Raw genomic sequence first — 914 nt, forward strand, 5'->3', positions numbered from 1 at the left:
GTGGTGGGGTTGTTGTTGGCGTAGGCGTAGGCGTTCCACTGTTGCGGGTCGGCCAGGTCCAGGACCGGGTCGACGGAGATGAACCGTCCGTTGGCCTCGTCGTAGTACCGGGCCCCGACCATCGTCAGACCGGTGGCGGTGTCACGGGTCTTGTCGAGGAACTGACGGTCACCCGGGATGCTCGCCGCCGCGCCACGCGCCGCACCGAACGGGTCGGTGTACTGCTTGACGACGTCGTTCGCCGCCCACTTCGTGTTCGGGATCGCGGCCAGCGTCGTGCCGTGGGGGTCGCCCACCAGCGAGGTGACCCCGCCAAGACCGTTCTTGTCGCGCACAGCGACGGTCTGGCCGTCAAAGCCGTAGTACCGGGTCGCCGACTTCACGCCGTCGGCGGCCGTCACCAGGATCTCCTGCCCACCAGGCAGGTAGACCGTCGTGCCGCTGGAGTCCGTGCGGGTAAGCCGGTCGCCGTTCCCGTCGTACACGAACGACGCGGCGCTCGAGCCCGCGGTGACCGTCTGCAGCTCACCCTCGCTGTCCCACGTCAGGGTCTGCTGCGGTGCCCCGGCGAGCTGCCGCTTGCTCTGGCGACCGGCCTTGTCGTAGGAGTACGACTCCCTGACCACCGCGGCGTTCCCAGACTTGACCTCCGCGCTTGTCAGAGCATGCGGGCCGGCGGCGCCCGCGCCGTAGGTGTACGTGCTGGTTCGATCGGCACCGCTCGAGGTCGTCGCGTGCTGTGTCTGCGAGGTGCGGTTGCCCAGGTCGTCGTAGGTGTAGTTCGTCCAGTACGGCGAGGCACCGCCCAGCAGGTTCTGGCCGACCGCGGACGTCGGGCAGCTCGAGTCCTTGACCGTGAACGCCTCGGTCAGGCGACGCAGCCCGTCGTACCGGAAGCACTGTCTGTCCGGGAG

General features: G+C 68.8%; 1 protein-coding gene. It reads right to left on the reverse strand.

Annotation, left to right across the window (positions count from 1 at the left end; translation table 11 throughout):
• Positions 1 to 914: RHS repeat-associated core domain-containing protein (locus tag CPE01_RS16245; protein WP_146807847.1), on the reverse strand; the 914-nt coding region annotated here is incomplete at both ends.

The organism is Cellulomonas persica (assembly GCF_007989825.1).
GTDB classification, from domain to species: Bacteria; Actinomycetota; Actinomycetes; order Actinomycetales; family Cellulomonadaceae; genus Cellulomonas; species Cellulomonas persica.